Genomic DNA, 17,354 nt, shown 5'->3' on the forward strand with positions numbered 1-17,354 from the left:
AGGCAGCTTTTTTCATAGCGGAATTTTCACATGAAATTCCGTACCCACGTTTTTTTGACTAAAAACCTTAATTTCTCCGTTATGGGCTTGTACAATCCATTTGGCAATCGCCAGACCTAATCCTGACCCTCCTTCGGCACGGGCTCGGTTCTTATCACTTCGATAAAAACGATCAAACACATACGGAAGATCTTTCGCTTCAATTCCAATGCCTGTGTCTTTGACAATTAGCGTCATAGAGTGGTGATGTTTCTTTAGACTAATATGAATACTTTCTCCAGGTGGGGTGTACTTAAAAGCGTTGTCTAATAAAATCATACATAGCTGATGAAGTCGTTCTTGATCTCCTCCGCACATTAACGATTCAATTTCCCTTGTGAAGTGCAGCTCTTTTAGTTCAAATATAGGCTCAAACTGATTAGCTACTTTATCAACGAGCTCACCCATATTAAAGACCGTTTTGTTTAGCAGCTGTGCACTTGAATCAGATCTAGCCAGTGTTAGTAAGTTGCCAACCAGCTTCGTCATCCGTTTCACTTCGTTTAAGCTTTGATAAATATTTTCGCTTTCTTGCTCAATCGTATGATTTGGTCGTCTAAACAATAGCTCGAGATGCGTTTGCATCACGGAAAGAGGCGTCCTTAACTCATGGGAAGCATCTGCAATAAATTCGACCTGTTTGTTCCAAGACTTTTGGATAGGCACAAGCGCTCGATTGGCTAAAAACAAGCCAGCTACAAGCGAAAGAAGCAGTCCAATAAAAGCTGAAATGATAAGAAGAAAAGCAAGATGCTCTAAGGTTTGAGTTTCTGGATCTACGTTTAAGACAAGTTGAATTGTTGAAACGTCTTGATCTTTTATATATCCTTCGTTTTTCACATTCATCACTCGATAAGCATGACCGTTTACTTCTTGCGACGTTTGGATTTTTCCTTCTGAGAGTGCAGGCTTAAAGTCGTCAATATCGTTTGTATATAACCCTTTTTTAGGTGTAATTTTGATTAGTTTTTTATCACTGCTCCAAAGTAAAAACGCAACGCGCCGTTCTGTTTCTCTCTCATTGTTTTCTTGGATCTCATGTAAGTTTCTTTTTTTAACCTGCTCGCTCATCTCACTTAGCCGATTGTCCGGGTTTAAAAAAATAAGATGCTGCATGTAAAAATACAAAACTACACTAAAAATGCTCAAAATAACCATCAGCACCATTGTGTTAAATAACACAAGCCTGATTCTCGTCTTTTTAAACATGCTCTTCCCCTTTTAACATAAAGCCTACGCCTCTCACTGTACGTACATAACCGTCACAATTAAAAGGCTGAAGCTTCTTTCTTAAATGGTGAACATAGACATCTACTACACCCACTCCTACGTCAGATGTAAACCCCCATACCCGATTAAAAATTTGATCTCGAATAAGGATTTGTTCTTTATTTCGAATAAAGTATTCCAAAAGCTGAAATTCTTTAATCGTTAACGTTAGGGCACTCCCATTTATTATAACTTCATGATTGGCTTCTCGTATAGAAATGGGACCATATGAAATCATGCCTTCTTCTGCCTGCAAGTCTCTGAGCATCACTCTTAACCTTGCAAAAAGTTCAGCCATGGCAAAAGGCTTAACCAAATAATCATCAGCTCCATAATCAAGTCCTTTCACTCGATCTTCTACACTATCTTTTGCAGTAAGAAAAATAACTTTCGTCAGCACCTTTTGTTTTCTTAGCTTTTTTAGTATGTCAAGCCCTGTCATACCCGGCAGCATAATATCTAAAATCAAGGCATCATAAATATTCTGCTCTGCTAAAAACAAACCTTCATCTCCTTCAGACGCACAATCCACTTCATATCCTTCTTCTTTTAAGCCTTCTACGATACCGTGTAATAATGAAGCATCATCTTCTACCACAAGTACACGCATATCAAATTCCCCCTTTTGTGAGTACCTAAGTAAGCATTATCTTAGCATGTCACTTTTAAAAATATTTTAAAACTAGCGTGTTATCATCTCTTATACTTTATAAAAAAAGTTATGCCTGCAAGCAGGCATAACTTTTAACTAAACGCTATTTATGATCAGGACGTCGGTAAATGAACACCGCTTCTTTTGGCAGTTTACCAAACAAAAAGCTAGCAAACGGTAAAAGACGATGACATCCCCAAATGATGAGGTAACAGCCCGCTAATGTTAGAATATAGCGTGCCAAGATTTCAAAGTGAAACATGTAGTTTCCTTGTATTGGTACTGCTTTTGCCACAAAGTTTAAAACCATTGGATGAATCAAGTAAAATCCAAACGAGTACATGGCAATATTTTTAACAACCGTCACGGACTTCACAGAAAGCTTTTCAGCTAATATCTCTGCAATTCGGAAGAAGAAATAACTTCCCACCACCAAATAAATTGTATTAACAGCCTCATACGTAAAGCCTGAAATTTGAATTGTCTTCATTGTGTATAAGTGATAATTTAACAGTGAAATAGCTATTCCCGATCCGAGCGTCACCAGAAATAATACAATATTTGAACGACTATACTTTTTATCCACTTGTTCGCGATAATAAACACCAATCCAACCGCCGAGTAAAAACGTAGCCATCGTATTTAAAAATAAATTAAATGAAGTGATATGATACTTATTGTTAAGCATTAAATAACCAAGCTGAATGATAATACCAAACAGCCACATGTATTTTTTAAAAATGGTTACTTTTTGTGCTAGCCATACAAAAATCGGCAGCACGAGATACACTTGTACAATTAAAAAGATAAAATGAAGCTGATAGTAAGACTCTCCGCGTAAAATACGTTTCACAATATCAGCTGCATTTAATTCTGTTGCTCCCACATAGTACGAATAAAATTCATAAATAAGTGCCCAAATAACATAGGGAACTAAAATATATGTCACTCTTCGAGCATAATACGTTTTCCATAAAGTCTTTGTTAACGGCTTGTTAATATAACTATAAAAGAAAACTAAACCTGTGATCACAATGAAGATCCCTGCTTCAATTCGAACAATTCGGTTAAGGAAATGATATTTCTGATAAGCTTCGCTTGCAAATGGCAGTACCGTTGCATAAGCTGCTGTTACATGTACGAGCACAACCATCATCATAGCGAATAATCGTAAAAAATAAATGGATTGAATATGCTGCTTTTGTTTTTGCTTCACTTTTTCTCTCCTATATAATGTGAAATATAAATTCTAGATGAATAATAGAACATTCAATTTTTTCTTATCTTTCCCGTTTTACAAATAAAAAAGCTAATAACATAAAATAAATGTTATTAGCTTTACTCGTTTGTATTTTATCTTTCCTCTTGCTATCACGCAACTGAATTTACAAAAACAATAAAGAACTTGAGTATAAAGGCCTAATTAAGTGCCTTTTATTTACGGTGCATTTTAAATTCTAAAAATAACTCATTATAATAAGCAAGCATTCGTTTGCCTAAGTTATTATATACTTCAAGCTTATTGGTTAGTTCTTCATCCGGATAAAAACGTTCATCTTCCGCTACTTCTTTCGGCAAATAATCTAGCGCTTTTTTATTAGGTGTAGAATACCCTACATATTCTGCATTTTGAGCAGCGTGTTTAGGATCTAGCATAAAATTCATGAATTTATGTGCACCTTCTACGTTTTTAGCCGTTTTTGGAATAACCATGTTATCGAACCATAAATTCGAACCTTCTTCTGGAACAACGTAATTCAGCTTATCGTTTTCACTCATAATTTCAGAAGCATCACCTGACCAAACAACGCCAACTGCCGCTTCTTCATTTGCTAGGAGCATCTTAATCTCGTCTCCTACAATGGCTTTGACATTTGGTGTTAATGTATCAAGCTTTCTTTTTGCTTCTTGAAGATGAGCTTTATTCGTATCATTTAATGAATAATTTAAGCTGTTTAGCCCCATTCCCATCACTTCTCTAGCGCCATCTGCAAGTAAAATTTGATTTTTCAGCTTAGGATCCCATAAATCATTCCAACTTTTTATCTTCTTGCCATGAATCATATTAGAGTTATACACAATACCCACAGTTCCCCAAAAATAAGGAATAGAGTACTTATTGCCAGGATCAAAGGATAAGTCTAAAAAACGCGGATTAATGTATTTTAAATTAGGCAGCTTCGAATGATCAATTGGCAATAGTAAATTTTCTTCACGCATCTTGCTAATCGCGTACTCAGAAGGCACAGCAATATCAAATGTTGTACCGCCTTGTTCAATTTTGGTCATCATTGCTTCATTCGAATCAAAGGTCTGATAAATGACTTTAATTCCGGTTTCTTTTTCAAACTGATTCACTAAATCAGGATCAATATAATCTCCCCAATTATAGACAGTCAGCGTATCTCCTCCAGAGTATCCTTCGGCATTGTTCAAATGATGAACCACATACATAAGAACGAAAGAAAGGATGACGATGAAGATAAACGGCTTTGCTAATTGCTTCATTTTCCAGTCGCCACCCCTTTCACTTTATTGCTATATCGCTGACTGATAAAGTAATAACCAATCACAATCAGCACGGTAAACATGAAAATAAGAGTAGAAAGAGCATTGATTTTCAGCGAGACCCCTCTTCTTGCTAACGAGTAAATTTCTACTGAAAGCGTAGAAAAACCGTTCCCGGTCACAAAGAAAGTAACGGCAAAGTCATCCAAAGAGTAAGTTAAAGCCATAAAAAAGCCTGCAAAGATACCAGGACGAATAAATGGCAATACCACTTTCGAAAGTACTTCAAAGCGGCTTGCTCCCAAATCACGGGCTGCATCGAGCAGTGTCGGACTCATTTCCTGCAGCTTAGGCAGAACCATGATGACCACAATCGGTACACTGAATGCAATATGTGCTAATAATACCGATATAAATCCGAGCTTTACACCGATAATGGTAAATAGAATTAAAAAAGATGCGCCAATAATAACATCTGGACTCACAATTAACACATTATTAAATGTTAACAGCGTATTTTGAACACGTCTGCGCTTCACGTATACGATAGCAAGTGCCCCTATCACGCCAATAATAGTTGAAATAACCGAAGACAATAGAGCAATAATAAGGGTATTCAAGACAATAATAAGCAAACGTGTATCCTGAAACACTTCTTTGTACCAATCTAACGTAAACCCTTCAAATTCACGCATGTTTCCTCCGCTGTTAAAAGAGTAATACATTAAATAAAAAATGGGCGCGTATAAAATGAAAAAGACAAAAAATAAATAAAGGTGGCTGAACTTCCACTTTCTCTTCATTTTACACCCCTCTCTTTCCAGTGCCTGTTATGAGCATCATAACGGCCATCGCAATTATTAAAAAGACGGCTATTGTGGCGCCCATGCCCCAATCCTGCGTCACTAAAAAATGTTGTTCAATCGCTGTTCCCAGTGTAATGACGCGGTTTCCAGCAATTAAACGCGTAATCATAAAGAGTGATAGTGCTGGAATAAAAACAGCCTGACAACCTGATTTAACCCCTTCTAGCGTTAGCGGAAATACCACGCGCTTAAATGTCACCCATGAAGATGCCCCCAAGTCTCGCGAAGCGTAGATAAGCGAGGGATTAAGTTCTTCTAAAGAGTTAAAGATCGGTAAAATCATAAAGGGGATAAAAATATACACCGATACAAACACAAAACTAAAGTCAGTAAATAAAATTTGATGAGTACCAAGTCCCAGAAATTCAGTAAACTTATTAACCGTACCATACGTGCCAAATATACCTAAAAAAGCATAAGCTTTTAATAATAGGTTAATCCACGTCGGTAAAATAATCAGTAGAAGCCACAGCTGCTTGTGCTTAAGCTTCGTTAGTAAATAAGCTGTAGGATAAGAAAAAACCAATGAAAATAACGTAATTAAAAAAGCATACCAAAATGAACTCAGCGTCATCTGTAAATAAACTGGGGTAAAAAATTTCTTATAGTTTTCAAGCGTCAGCTCATTATCGATGTTGAAAAAAGAATAATAGACAACTAATACAATGGGAGCAACTACAAAAAGCAAAATCCATAACACGTACGGGACTAAGTAAATATTTCTTGATTTAGTTTGCATCGTAATCCTCTTCATAACCTTCGAGTCGCTTATCGAATTCTTCTTCCGTTTCATTAAATCGCATAACATGAATAGCTTCAGGTTCGAAATATAAACCAATTTCTTCGCCAACCGTTGCCTTTTTCGTAGAGTGAACGAGCCACTCATTCCCTGCATGGTCATAGCCTAAAATTTCATAATGGACTCCTCTGAACAGCTGTGAATCTACACGAACCTGCAGCTTTCCTTGATCGGAGCTTGTAATGGCTAAATCTTCAGGTCGAATCACAATTTCAACCTGCTCATTTTGGTTTAACCCTTGATCGACACATTCAAATTGCTGGCCGCCAAACTCCACTAAGAAGTCAGCAATCATTTTACCTGGCACAATATTTGATTCACCAATAAAATCAGCAACAAAACGATTGATTGGCTCATCATAAATATCTGTAGGTTCCCCGCTCTGCTGAATTCTTCCTTTATTTAAAACAAAGATTTCATCGGACATCGCAAGCGCTTCTTCTTGATCGTGCGTAACAAAAATGAACGTAATACCTAGACGGCGCTGTAATTCTCTTAACTCGTATTGCATTTCCGTACGCAATTTTAGATCAAGAGCTGAAAGCGGCTCGTCCAGCAAAATAACTTCAGGCTGATTTACAATTGCTCGTGCAATGGCTACGCGCTGTCTTTGGCCGCCCGACATTTCCTTCATTTCTCTGTTTTCATATCCTTCTAAGTTAACAAAACGAAGGGCTTCTTTAACTTTTATTGTAATATCAGCATTTTTCATCTTCTTGATTCGAAGACCAAATGCTACATTTTCAAACACATTCAAATGGGGGAAAAGCGCGTAGTCTTGAAAAACCGTATTAACCTGACGTTTGTTAGCCGGGACATCATTAATTCTTTTCCCATTAAAATAAATCGTTCCGCTTGAGGCTTCCGTAAAGCCTGCAATTAATCGTAAAATCGTTGTCTTTCCACATCCCGATGGACCTAAGAGGGTATAAAACTTCCCTTTTTCAATTTCAAAGCTTACATGATCCAATACGACTGAATCATTATCATATTGCTTGGTCACATTTTCAAATTGAATAATTGTATTCGTAGATGTCATTTCACTTCACCTCTTTTGTTCTATAAATAAGACTCTGTCGCCACAATAATTAACTCTGTTATTCCGTCATGAGCATTTAAAATCTGATGTTCTTCAGAAGCTTGAAAATAAATGGTTTCTCCTTGTTTGGCTTCATATATTCTGCCTCCAAGCTTCACCTTCACACACCCGCGCAAAATATAGCCAAACGTTTCTGAAAGAGAAGGCTCAAATCTCTTAAATGCACCTTTTTCATGAAGAATAAGACGAATTGGCTCCATTTCTTTTTCATTTGACTCATGCACAAGCCACTGAATATGGTAACCTTTTTCATCTTCGCAATAACTCGTGTAGTCTTCTTCTCTGTATACAACTTTTTGAACATGCGTATCAATTTCAAAGAATTCTTTCGGTTCGCATCCTAGCACTTCCAAAATACTAAAAAATGTTTCTAAAGACGGCGAACTTAAATCGCGCTCTAGCTGCGAAATATAGCCTTTGCTTAAATCAGTACGTTCTCCTAGCTCTTCTTGTGTTAAACCTTTTTTTAATCGTAAATTTTTAATTTTCTTTCCTATTTCCATACTCTCGATCCTCAACTGTATTTAAAATTAGCAAACAGCATGAATGATTGTTCATGCTGTTTCAAACTCAAGTTTTGTTTTACTTAACTTAAAGTTTACTTTTAACCTTAAAATATTATACATGAATTATTTTTTAGTACAACCTTAAACACTTAAAAAATAAAAACTCCTTTTATTTAAAAGGAGTTTTTATTTTTATTTATACAACTTATGCGTTTCGTACTGTTTCCCCGATAATGTATCAAACTCAACTTCATGGTAATCTTGAAGGTCTTTTGCAGCTTTTTTAGATAGCGCTGCCGGATCATTCACTAGCTTTCCTTTTGAATCTATATACATATTTGAACGAAAAGCCGGCACTTCTGTTTTCATTTGATTCAACTGATCGTAGAACAGATTACTTTTGTAACCAAGAGATTGAGCAAGCGTCGGAGCAATATAAATAGGACTCATCGTACCGAGATTTTTATCTATTTTCGTATCGTAATTAGATAAAAATAAGAGCGGTGTCTCATAAAATTTTTGAGATGTTTGCTGCGTTTTCTCGTTTCCAAAACCCGTTTCTTTGTAAGCTTGAAGGTTTTGTCCAAGTGCTGGCAAATGATCTCCCCAAAATACTACAATGGTCGGCTCGTCCAGCTTTTGAATTTCATCGTTCAATCGTTTTAAAGCAGCATCTGAACGTTTAATTCCTTCAGCATAAATTTCAATTTCCTTTTGCATTTCCGGTGATAACCCTTTACCGGTTACTTTAATGGTTTCCTGACCATTATACTTATCCGCTGAATAAGGAAGATGATTTGCAATCGTTACAGCATGCACAAATGCAGGCTTTTTCGACTGACGAAGCGTATCGAGCACTTCATTAACTACCGCTTCATCGGAAACGAATTCTTTGTTATCTTTTTGCGTATGCTTCATTTGATCAATAAACTTCACTTGATCAAATCCCAAATTTGGGTACACATTTTGCCTCATATAAAGCATACCGCTGTTTGGATGCATGGCTGTTGTAGCATAGCCTTGTTTTTCTAAATAAGAGACAAAAGATGGATATTCTTTTTTACTCAATACATGCTGATAAGGAAGGCCTCCAGGGTTAAAGAAAGACAAAGAGTAGCTCGTCAGCGCTTCAAACTCCACATTAGCTGTCTCTCCGCCAAATGAAGGACTTAAAGACCACCCGGAAGGATATTTCTTTTGAAGTTCTCTTGTATTTTTCATTGGATCTTCAGAGAATGTCACGTTAAGCTTTGTTGGATCCCAAAACGTTTCGTTCATCACAAACACGACGTTTGGTTTGACTTCAGCCTTGCTTTCTTGTGTATTCTCTTCCTTTGACTGAATGCGCTTTGCTACTTTTGCCATAGCTTCTTCTGAGTAGTCATCTGGCTCTTGGAGTACATCTGTTTTAATATTTGAAATCATGCCAATAACAGGTCCATTATAGTAATAATTATTTTGCTGATTCCACGGCATCAGCGCAGCATATTGATCATAATATTTTTGAGCAAACGAGTGTTCAAAGAATAAAAATGATTTCATTAAAAAGATGAGCGGCAGAATCATAATAATTCGAAGAAACCATCGAATTTTAATTTTCGGCAAGAAAAACCAAAGAGCGATCAGTACGACAATAGATCCAATAACTCCTATTACAATGGGAATTGAAATCGAATCTTTAATCATTGGAATAACTTCTTTTAACTGACCGGCCTGAATAAAATCGTTCGGGAACAACGGTTCATTTCGAAAGATTTTTTTATAATAGTTTACAAGAGCTAAAATAAAATACAGAACAAAGGTAATTCCAGCTCCTAAATAAGCTTCCCCTACTAGCATAATGATCGCTAGTGTTAACAGCGAAAGTAAAAATACCGTAAAAAGATAGCGTTCGGGATATACTTGCATCCACTCTATTGTTTTGCCTGGATTATGTATATTAATATGATAGATAACAAAAACCATAGAAGAAACGGCTGCTACGGCAATTGAAAACACAATTGCCGTAAAAATGGCATACCACTGCGAACCTTGTATTCTCTCTATCTGATTAAATTGAAGTAGCAAATAGAAAGTGAGCGCCCATAAGATAAATGAGCATCCCCCTATTAATACTACGAACCCAGCTGTATGGATTTGGGCCCAGTCAAACAATATTTTTGTGTCATTTGATACATTAAACATAACAACACTGTATAAAAAAACGCTAAGCAGACCATACGCTGCCAGCATTGGCAAAGAACGATACAAATGTTTAAACATAACCTTAAGCCTCCTATTTACAATATCTTAACACTTTTAATATGATTTTAACATTCCTATCTCTCTCGCTTTCACGCCTAATTTTCCCATAATCATACCACTAACATTTCCCGAGAAATTCCACACAAAAAAAGCCCGCTTTTCTTATGAAAAGACGGGCCTCTTAGCCGTTTTATACGTATGTAAAAATTGCTGTTATGAACGCTCTTTCACTGCTTCTGCTTTTAGCAAATCACGAATTTCTGTTAAGATCTCTTCTTCTTTTGACAGAACAGCCACTTCTTCCTCTACTTTCTCTTCTTCTTTTCTCTTAAAACGATTAAAGAAACGAATAAATAAGAAAATCGAGAATGCGACAATTAAGAAATCAACAATTGTTTGAATAAAAGATCCATATAATACCGTAGCTTTTCCAACTGTGAAGGATAAATCTTTAAAGTCTATCCCTGCTAACAACAAACCAATCAGCGGCATAATAATATCATTTACAAGAGACGTGACAATTTTTCCAAATGCCGCTCCAATAATAACCCCGACAGCTAAATCTAATACGTTTCCACGTAAAGCAAACTCTTTAAATTCTTTAAGCATCTGTTTCTTTCACCTCCTGCCCTTCATTTCAAACTTTCATGATAATACATCCTAAATTAAACAGACAAGGTGCATTTTCATTTTTCTCTTTTTTATGAGATATGTACCAGACCTTTAGTTGTATTTCTGCCCAGATTTTTACTTTATATTCGCTTATAAATAAAATGCACTTTCAGTTTTCATTCAGGAAAGATTCATATTCAGTCCATTTTCCTTTTATACACTAATAGTATGTAATTCATTAAATATGTAAACGAACAATAGAGGAGATGGCTAGAACGTGAGAAAAATTATACTGCAAGCAGCTGCTTTATGCCTCGCAGCTATTATCAGCATTTCTTATACAGCAAGTGCGACGAATGCAAGTGAAAACGCAGCAAGTGGAGATTTAATTATTAATAAAAAAACAAATCAGCTTGCTTATTTTCATAATGGAAAGTTAGAAAAGACGTATTCAGTAGCTACGGGAAAAACATGGAGCGATACGCCGGTAGGCTTTTTCAAGATTGTTAACAAAATTAAAAATCGCCCTTACTATACAGGGCATATTGCAGGAGGCGCTTCTAATAATCCTCTTGGCTCTCGGTGGCTAGGGCTTAATGCAAACGGCACAACCGGCGACACATACGCTATTCACGGCAATAACTCAGAAGATAGCATCGGCAAATATGTAAGCCACGGCTGCGTACGAATGCATAATGCGGATGTGGAAGAATTATTCAATAAAGTGGCAGTAGGAACATCTGTAACTATTACGTATTCATCTAAAACCTTTGAAGAGCTGGCAAAAGTATACGGCTACGGACAGCTATGAAAAAATAAAAGCTTATCCAAGAAATCTGGATAAGCTTTTATCCTTCTCTATTCCCATACATGAGCTCCGTACTGTGTGAATATAGCTCAATAATATTCCCAAACGGATCTTCACAATAAACCAAGTAATAAGGTTTTCCAGGTCTTGTATTCCATACTTGGCTTCGCTTTTTACCACCTGATTGTTCGATTTTATCCGCTAACTTTTCCACGTCCTCGGCTATTAAACACATGTGAAAATAACTTTGATACTGCTCATCGCTGTCTTTTAATACAAGAGGCCTTTGCGGCTTATTAAATTCAAACAGTTCAATGCCTACCTGGTTGTCAGCTGTCATGTGAGCATTTTTCATTTTTTTGATATGAGACCCCAGTAAATCTTGAGTCATATTTTCAGCTTTTTCTTCCTCCGCATTAAACGTATAAGGGCCGGCAATCAGCTTAAAACCTAAAACTTTTCCATACCACTGCACGGCTTCTTCTACATCAGGTACAGCTAATCCAACGTGCGTAATAGCTACCATTTTATCACCCTCCTATACACAAACATTCCCTTTCTGCTAAAAGAAAAACAGCCCATTTAGAATGGACTGTTTACACGCACTAAATTCATTCACGATTTTAAAGCATTATATTGAGCAATGATTTCTTTTGTTAAATCATTACTTGCCTCTAACCCACTAATCTCTTTTAATGCATACTCAATATCATACTCATGAATATTCGCTTGAAGCTTCATAGCCTCTTTATCTTCTTGCGGGTCAAATAAAAGCGCAGCGGCGATAGCCTTTGCTAAGTAGGTATAAGAAAGGCCCGCTTTTTTTGCTTCTAGCGCTGGACGAATCAAACGATCTTGAGGTCCAAGCTTGCGAATTGGCGCTCTTCCTACCCTTTTAACTGAATCATTTAAATGAGGATTTTTAAAGCGCTCAATGATTTTAGTAATATAGGCTTCGTGTTCCTCTCTATCTAAGTCATATCTTTTAATTAGATAGTTTCCTGTTTCTTGTAGCGTTTGCTGTACTTGTTCATAAATATCTGAATCTCTTAACGTTTGATCAATTGTTTCTTTTCCTTTTAAATAACCAAAATATGCAATTACCGCGTGTCCCGTATTCACTGTAAATAACTTTCTTTCAATAAAAGGAGCAAGGTCAGGCACAATCGTCATTCCTTCTACAAACGGAATATCTTCAGGTGCCTCTACTACCCATTCATAATAGGATTCTACTAAAACATCAAGCGAACCTTGGTCATGTTGAATAGGCACGATACGATCTACAGCTGAATTGAAGAAAAAGACCTTATTTATCATATGAGCTTTTGTCTCTTCATCCAGTGCGTCAAAAATATAGCCTTTTAATAAATCTGTTGCAGAGATTTGATTTTCACATGCAATAATATATACATTTTCGTCGCTTGCTTTTACACGTTCAGCCAAACCTTTAGCAATTAAAGGAGCAATTCGCGGCAGAACGTTCGGTCCGATGGCCGTCGTAATGTACGTTGCTTCTTTAATCGCTTTAATGACCGCTTGTTCTTGTGTCAGATTATTTAAACCAGATACGTTTTGAACAGCTAATGTCTCGGGATGCTCTGCGGCTGTTATTACGTTATACCCTTTATCTGCGTTTAACTGATTAATAACCTTTTCAGCAATATCTACGAATGTGACGTGATAGTTGCTTTGAGAAAACAATGCCCCAATGAATCCTCGACCAATATTACCTGCTCCAAAATGAACTGCTTGCTTCACAAAAATCATTCCTTTATCAAATTATTTCGAAGGTACTCATGAAACGTATCCTCTAGCTTTTTGCGAATTATCTCTTCGTTCGAAGACGAAAAAATCATCATTGCTTCATGGTCTTCAATTAAACTGGTACTAATTAAACTTAAAATTTCTTGCTGTGCTTCACTTAACTCTTCAGGTGCGAGCATTAATAGAAGGTTACGCGCCTGCATGTTTGTTCCGTCCATACCTTTAACTGTGCAAGGCTGTTCTAAATGTGAAACTTGAAAAATCAGCTCTTTCACGTGATGTTCACGGCAATGGAACAGTGCCATACTCGTTTGCGGAATGCCTAAACCGCCTTTGTTTTCTCGTTCCTTAAGCTGATGAATAACGCAGCTGGCATTGGTTATTAAACGTTCTTTTTCAGCAGCGCGTACTACGTGCGAAATCACTTGATCGTGACTCACTTCATCCGAAAATCGATACATCCTAAGGTTTTGAAGAATTGATTCGATACTTCCATGCACATCTTTAATTTGCTTCATCGTTTCCTCAAAAGACGGTTTTTCTGTAGAAGCGGTCTTACTTTTATATTGGAACGAACGATAGTCCTTATCTTTGGTTAACTTTTGAATGTTTTTCTGTAAAAAATTCTGGACGGATTGAATATCCTCTTCCGTTAAGAGTGGATTGACTAAAATGTAATCGACATTTAAAAAAGGCATTCTTACTGTTGAAATCACTACGTCATACCCTTCAAGCGCGGCTTCTTTGATTTCTTTTACCGATTTAATGACAACTGAATTAATCTCCGGAATCTCTTTACGAATACGGCTAGCTAACATTTTCGAGGTACCAATTCCAGTTGGACAGACAATCAGCGCTTGAATTTCCATGACTTCTTCTTTTAGCACTAGCGTTGAACCAAAATGCAAAACAAGATATGCTACTTCATCATCTGGAAAAACTAAATCCGGCAGCTCTTGATCGATACTGTTTCTCACAGCCATAAATAAAACAGGGTACTTTTTCTTAATCTCTTCTGTTAATGGATTAAAAAGCTCCATTTTTTGCTTAAGACGAAAAATGGCCGGTTCCATATGAGCAAGCAGCCCTTGGTAAAGGGAAAAATCACCAGTTAAGTCGGTGTTAAGCTGAACAGAAACGTGAGCAATCATATTCTTAATAATCTGCCCAACCACTACGCTGTCGTAATATACGTCTCTAGTAGTTTGGAACTTTGCTGCACGTAACCGCACTGCTAAGAAATGAATATCTTTTTCTGTAAAAGAAAGAGAAAATACCCGTTCAATTTCGAGGCAAATATCCTTCATTAAAAACATTTCACTCGCCAGTTCTTCCGTTTGGCCGCCGTCGTCTTCTAGATACATTTGCTTTTTCGTTCGCTGTATCATAATGCAAATATGAACAATGAGCCCTATATAATCGCTGTCAGCCAGCTTAGAATGATGCTGATTAATCGCTTGATGTACAATTCTGTCTACTTCTGCCAAATAATCCGGATAAAAATAGTGCAAAATCGTTTCATCCGTATGCTGCTGATTTTCTGCTAAAAACAAGCACTCAATTAACTCTTCATTAAAGTGAACAAGAAAATAATTAGCTAATGCTTTTCGTTTATTGGCTTCAGTAGCTTGAACCTCTACTCCCACCCCTCTTTTTCGATGAAGGAGAACGTCAAATGTGGTTAACCACTCTGTTAATTCATCTAAATAAGCAGTTAGTGTAGTGATACTTACTTCTAAGTCTTTAGCCAGCGTTTGTAATTTAAATGAATCCCCTTCTTCTAGAAGAAGAATTAAAAGAATTAATTTTCTTTCCTGTGGAGACTGATCCGTCGTTTTAATCTTCATCAGCTCTTGAATAAGGCGAAAAATTTGTTCATTTTTACCTTCAATCATTAGTCCTTCATCTTGTGTACGAATCAGCTTCAAATCAAATTTTTCAAGTATTGATTCAATTGCCTTCAAATCTCGGTGAACAGTTCTTACACTTACATTCAAAAAAGTAGCAAGTGTAAGGGCTGTATGTTTTCCTGCCGTTTTAATAATTAACTCAATGATTGATTTTTCTCTTGAAGTAATAAACAAGAACATCAACTCTTTTCTTATTTATAAACAAAGGATAAAAAGGCATCTTCATGCCTTTCTATCCCGTTAGTTACTTTGAATAATAGCCATTAATTCTTTAGCTGATTTGGCATGAACCATCTTTTCAATATTGCCCATATCAGAACATGTAATCGCGATACCAGATAAAATTTCTAAATGAGTGCCGTCTTTTCCGGCAATTCCAAAAATCAAACGAACTTTCTCACCATCAAAATCAACGCCTTCTGGCACTTGAATCACTGTAAAACCGGATCTTAAAACGTTCTTTTTCGCTTCTTCCGTACCGTGCGGAATCGCTACGTCATTTCCCATATAAGTAGAAGTCATATTGTCGCGCTCAATCATCGCTTCAACGTAGTTTTCTTCTACATATCCGCCTTTTACTAACACGCTCCCTGCAAATCGAATTGCTTCTTCCTTAGAAGAAAAGTGGTGATTCAAGAAAACGTTTTCTTCTTTTAATAAACCATCATTACTATCTGTATTATTTTCTGCAGATACTCTTTTTTCTTCTTCCGCTTTAGAAGTAGTATGATCATTTTTTAGTTGATCAATTAGTTTGTCATATTCCGGACTAGATAGAAAATTATCAACCGAGATATGATACGCATCTGGAACTTTGTTTTGAGCTCTTGGTGTCAGCTCTTCCTGTGTAATAACGATTTGAGCATCACTTGGAATATTACTGATGGCTGTATTCGTTACCGAAATATTTAAATTTGCTTGTTTAACTTTCTTGCGAAGAAGAGAGGCGCCCATCGCACTCGATCCCATACCTGCGTCACAGGCAAAAACAATTTTCTGAACGCTTGCTGGTACTTCTCCTTGCTGTTTTGTAAAGCTTCCTGCTACAGAGCTCTTCTTGCCTTTCATCTCTTGCATTTTGCGAGCTGCTTCATCCAAATCTTCTGTTTGCTTGCCCGTTTTTAAAATTAACGAACCTACAATAAACGATACGATGGCTGCAACGAGAACACCGGAGATATTTGCAACATAGCTGCCTGCATTACCTGGTGTAGCAGCTAAAATAGCCAAAATACTTCCTGGTGAAGCAACCGCTTGTAAGCCTCCGCCTAAAAGAACAAATGTAAATACGCCGCTCATTCCGCCTAAAATAGCCGCAATGATTAGAAGCGGACGCATTAAAACGTAAGGGAAGTAAATTTCGTGAATTCCGCCAATAAAATGAATGATGGCCGCTCCCGGCGCTGACTGTTTTGCTGTTCCTTTTCCAAAGAAGCAATACGCTAACAGAATTCCTAACCCCGGACCAGGGTTTGTTTCTAATAACAATAGAATGGACTGTCCATTTGTTCGAATTTGTTCTGCTCCGATCGGAGATAAGATACCGTGATTAATAGCATTGTTTAAGAATAAAATTTTAGCTGGTTCAATTAGAATACTTGTAAGTGGAAGAAGGCCATGTGCAACCATCCAATCTACACCCACTACAAGCGCGCCTGTAAATCCGTCCACGGCTGGACTAACTCCTAAAAAGGCTAGAATTGCTAGAATTCCTCCAAGAATACCTGCTGAGAAATTATTAATTAACATCTCAAATCCTGTTTTGACTTTACCTTCAATAAACTGATCAAACTTCTTGATGATATAACCGCCAAGCGGCCCCATAATCATAGCGCCTAGAAACATCGGAATATCAGACCCAACGATGACGCCCATGGTGGCGATAGCACCTACAACGCCTCCTCGCTGATCGTGGACAAGCTTTCCTCCTGTGTAGCCGATTAGCAGCGGAAGCAAATACTTGACCATTGGATCCACTAGTTTGGCAAGGTTTTCATTTGGAAAAAAGCCTGTTGGAATAAATAAAGCAGTAATAAGTCCCCATGCAATAAATGCTCCGATATTTGGCATAACCATTGAACTTAGAAAGTTCCCAAACTTTTGTACAGCTACTTTTATATTAGATTGAGCCATTTGCTCTCTTCCTTTCTCTACGTGATGATACTTTAATCGTAAGAGATTAAACGCTTTCATTCAATAAATAGGAAAACTAACTTTGTCGTACCACAGACAGACAAAGCTTTTAATTACATAAAAAAGCAGCTGAACTGTAAAAGTT

Annotated in this window: 15 protein-coding genes; 1 reads left to right on the forward strand and 14 read right to left on the reverse strand. The window is 37.0% G+C overall.

Annotated features, from left to right (window positions below; all coding sequences use genetic code 11):
- Positions 1–12: 12 nt before the first annotated feature.
- The 10 genes from AC0C45_RS28300 to mscL all read right to left on the reverse strand — a co-directional run bounded on the left by AC0C45_RS28300 (position 13) and on the right by mscL (position 10,591).
- A complete protein-coding gene (locus AC0C45_RS28300; protein WP_171777782.1) occupies positions 13–1,248 on the reverse strand; it encodes a sensor histidine kinase in 1,236 nt (411 codons plus the stop codon).
- A complete protein-coding gene (locus AC0C45_RS28305; RefSeq protein ID WP_034654870.1) occupies positions 1,241–1,918 on the reverse strand; it encodes a response regulator transcription factor in 678 nt (225 codons plus the stop codon). The genes AC0C45_RS28300 and AC0C45_RS28305 overlap by 8 nt, the downstream gene beginning before the upstream one ends.
- A 145-nt stretch (positions 1,919–2,063) precedes the next feature.
- Complete coding sequence (locus AC0C45_RS28310) at positions 2,064–3,176, reverse strand: acyltransferase (protein WP_016762746.1); 1,113 nt, start codon at positions 3,174–3,176, stop codon at positions 2,064–2,066.
- Between the two features lie 218 nt (positions 3,177–3,394).
- A complete protein-coding gene (locus AC0C45_RS28315; protein ID WP_047932827.1) occupies positions 3,395–4,468 on the reverse strand; it encodes an ABC transporter substrate-binding protein in 1,074 nt (357 codons plus the stop codon).
- Positions 4,465–5,271: an ABC transporter permease gene (locus tag AC0C45_RS28320; protein ID WP_013054988.1), complete on the reverse strand. Its 807-nt coding sequence runs from the start codon at positions 5,269–5,271 to the stop codon at positions 4,465–4,467. The genes AC0C45_RS28315 and AC0C45_RS28320 overlap by 4 nt, the downstream gene beginning before the upstream one ends.
- Before the next feature lies 1 nt (position 5,272).
- A complete protein-coding gene (locus tag AC0C45_RS28325) occupies positions 5,273–6,073 on the reverse strand; it encodes an ABC transporter permease (protein WP_016762745.1) in 801 nt (266 codons plus the stop codon).
- The gene (locus AC0C45_RS28330; RefSeq protein ID WP_216877132.1) at positions 6,063–7,172 is read right to left on the reverse strand and encodes an ABC transporter ATP-binding protein; all 1,110 of its coding nucleotides are present in this window, start codon (positions 7,170–7,172) and stop codon (positions 6,063–6,065) included. The genes AC0C45_RS28325 and AC0C45_RS28330 overlap by 11 nt, the downstream gene beginning before the upstream one ends.
- 20 nt (positions 7,173–7,192) lie before the next feature.
- Positions 7,193–7,735 (reverse strand): helix-turn-helix domain-containing protein, encoded by a 543-nt coding sequence (locus AC0C45_RS28335; protein ID WP_013054985.1) that lies wholly within the window; start codon positions 7,733–7,735, stop codon positions 7,193–7,195.
- A gap of 195 nt (positions 7,736–7,930) precedes the next feature.
- Positions 7,931–10,000 (reverse strand): LTA synthase family protein, encoded by a 2,070-nt coding sequence (locus AC0C45_RS28340; RefSeq protein ID WP_472929202.1) that lies wholly within the window; start codon positions 9,998–10,000, stop codon positions 7,931–7,933.
- A gap of 195 nt (positions 10,001–10,195) precedes the next feature.
- A complete protein-coding gene (mscL, locus tag AC0C45_RS28345; RefSeq protein WP_013081402.1) occupies positions 10,196–10,591 on the reverse strand; it encodes a large conductance mechanosensitive channel protein MscL in 396 nt (131 codons plus the stop codon).
- Positions 10,592–10,871: 280 nt separating this feature from the next.
- Here mscL and AC0C45_RS28350 point away from each other — a divergent pair, with 280 nt between their 5' ends.
- Positions 10,872–11,405 (forward strand): L,D-transpeptidase, encoded by a 534-nt coding sequence (locus AC0C45_RS28350; protein WP_047932830.1) that lies wholly within the window; start codon positions 10,872–10,874, stop codon positions 11,403–11,405.
- Between the two features lie 37 nt (positions 11,406–11,442).
- Here the strand turns inward: AC0C45_RS28350 and AC0C45_RS28355 are convergent, their stop codons facing one another.
- The 4 genes from AC0C45_RS28355 to AC0C45_RS28370 form a co-directional block, all read right to left on the reverse strand.
- Positions 11,443–11,928 (reverse strand): VOC family protein, encoded by a 486-nt coding sequence (locus AC0C45_RS28355; RefSeq protein ID WP_047932832.1) that lies wholly within the window; start codon positions 11,926–11,928, stop codon positions 11,443–11,445.
- Positions 11,929–12,017: 89 nt separating this feature from the next.
- Positions 12,018–13,160 carry a mannitol-1-phosphate 5-dehydrogenase gene (locus AC0C45_RS28360; RefSeq protein WP_257064726.1) on the reverse strand — a complete coding sequence of 381 codons (1,143 nt, stop codon included), beginning with the start codon at positions 13,158–13,160 and terminating at the stop codon, positions 12,018–12,020.
- A gap of 5 nt (positions 13,161–13,165) precedes the next feature.
- On the reverse strand, positions 13,166–15,256 hold the full coding sequence (locus AC0C45_RS28365) for a BglG family transcription antiterminator (protein ID WP_047932834.1): 2,091 nt from the start codon (positions 15,254–15,256) through the stop codon (positions 13,166–13,168).
- Between the two features lie 60 nt (positions 15,257–15,316).
- Entirely contained in the window at positions 15,317–17,209 is a 1,893-nt protein-coding gene (locus tag AC0C45_RS28370) for a PTS mannitol transporter subunit IICBA (RefSeq protein WP_171777787.1), read from the reverse strand.
- Positions 17,210–17,354: the final 145 nt, after the last annotated feature.

The sequence above is a fragment of the Priestia sp. VA7 genome (assembly GCF_055710015.1).

What these genes read in the sequence shown, in the direction of transcription:
- AC0C45_RS28355 (WP_047932832.1), bottom strand. Translation starts at nt 11,928, where the DNA reads ATGGTAGCTATTACGCACGTTGGATTAGCTGTACCTGATGTAGAAGAA.
- AC0C45_RS28325 (WP_016762745.1), bottom strand. Translation starts at nt 6,073, where the DNA reads ATGCAAACTAAATCAAGAAATATTTACTTAGTCCCGTACGTGTTATGG.
- AC0C45_RS28340 (WP_472929202.1), bottom strand. Translation starts at nt 10,000, where the DNA reads ATGTTTAAACATTTGTATCGTTCTTTGCCAATGCTGGCAGCGTATGGT.
- AC0C45_RS28315 (WP_047932827.1), bottom strand. Translation starts at nt 4,468, where the DNA reads ATGAAGCAATTAGCAAAGCCGTTTATCTTCATCGTCATCCTTTCTTTC.
- AC0C45_RS28330 (WP_216877132.1), bottom strand. Translation starts at nt 7,172, where the DNA reads ATGACATCTACGAATACAATTATTCAATTTGAAAATGTGACCAAGCAA.
- AC0C45_RS28335 (WP_013054985.1), bottom strand. Translation starts at nt 7,735, where the DNA reads ATGGAAATAGGAAAGAAAATTAAAAATTTACGATTAAAAAAAGGTTTA.
- AC0C45_RS28300 (WP_171777782.1), bottom strand. Translation starts at nt 1,248, where the DNA reads ATGTTTAAAAAGACGAGAATCAGGCTTGTGTTATTTAACACAATGGTG.
- AC0C45_RS28320 (WP_013054988.1), bottom strand. Translation starts at nt 5,271, where the DNA reads ATGAAGAGAAAGTGGAAGTTCAGCCACCTTTATTTATTTTTTGTCTTT.
- mscL (WP_013081402.1), bottom strand. Translation starts at nt 10,591, where the DNA reads ATGCTTAAAGAATTTAAAGAGTTTGCTTTACGTGGAAACGTATTAGAT.
- AC0C45_RS28365 (WP_047932834.1), bottom strand. Translation starts at nt 15,256, where the DNA reads ATGTTCTTGTTTATTACTTCAAGAGAAAAATCAATCATTGAGTTAATT.
- AC0C45_RS28305 (WP_034654870.1), bottom strand. Translation starts at nt 1,918, where the DNA reads ATGCGTGTACTTGTGGTAGAAGATGATGCTTCATTATTACACGGTATC.
- AC0C45_RS28370 (WP_171777787.1), bottom strand. Translation starts at nt 17,209, where the DNA reads ATGGCTCAATCTAATATAAAAGTAGCTGTACAAAAGTTTGGGAACTTT.